We start from the raw sequence: 949 nt of genomic DNA on the forward strand, positions 1-949 counted from the left end.
CATTCCGGGCCGACGTTTTATACCCGGTTACGGAGCTATGAAACAGATGGTTGTAGACGCCATGATTGAAAAAAGTATCGGCGTCGAGGTTTGCGTGCCTCACCTCGACGTATCCGGATCATTTTTGCCTGTACACGCGCTGGCCCCTCACCCAGTCCGATCTCAATGCACGTTTCCACAAGGTCGCCGGGTTAGCCCACCCGCCCAGCAAACCATGGCCGTATACGTCGTAACGCATCAGGTCGACCCAGGAGAATTTCTGATCATCGGGTTTGCCGGGGGTCCGTTGTCGTCACGCAGCGTGTCTCGTCCCGGCCGCCGATCTCCAACCGCGCCATCGACGGGGACACCTCCGAGCTGGACGCGTCGCAGGACGAGCAGACGAGATCAGATAGGAGCAGCCAGGGCGGCGTGGCCGCCACCCTTTCGTATGAGAATGTGAGCCCGGCCGCGCGACGACTGTGGTCCTGATGTTGGCTGGTTGACTGTTGTGGCCCGGTGCGGTCACGGCCCGTGCAGGATCCTCGGTGCTGTCCGGATCGACGTCGGCGATCTCTGGTGCTCAGAGCCCGTCTAAGCCTGGATGCACCGACGCGCTTTCCCTGATCATCTTCGTGATCTTTCTGGGGATTGTCGCTCGAAGCTTTGATGATGTTGGGTTTCGGGGCGTGGCTGTCCTGCCGCTCACGTCTTGGCGGCTTGCCAGGGGTCCGGGGCGAGGATGGGGAGACCGGCGGGGCCGGTGTGTGCTGTCAGGGCGCGGGGTGTGCGGGGGTCGCCGCCGGTTAGACGGCCTGGGCTGGTGGTGGCCGGTGGGTAGCGGTGAACAGTCCGTGCCAGGTGTGTTCGGCGTGCCAGTCTTGCGGGAGGTGGAGGGTGACCTGCCCGCGGGCGAGGCGGGCGGGGACGTTGGCGAGGTGGGCGCGCAGGGTGGCGCCGCGGGCGCGGG

This window comes from Protofrankia sp. CiP1_Cm_nod4 (assembly GCF_982290645.1).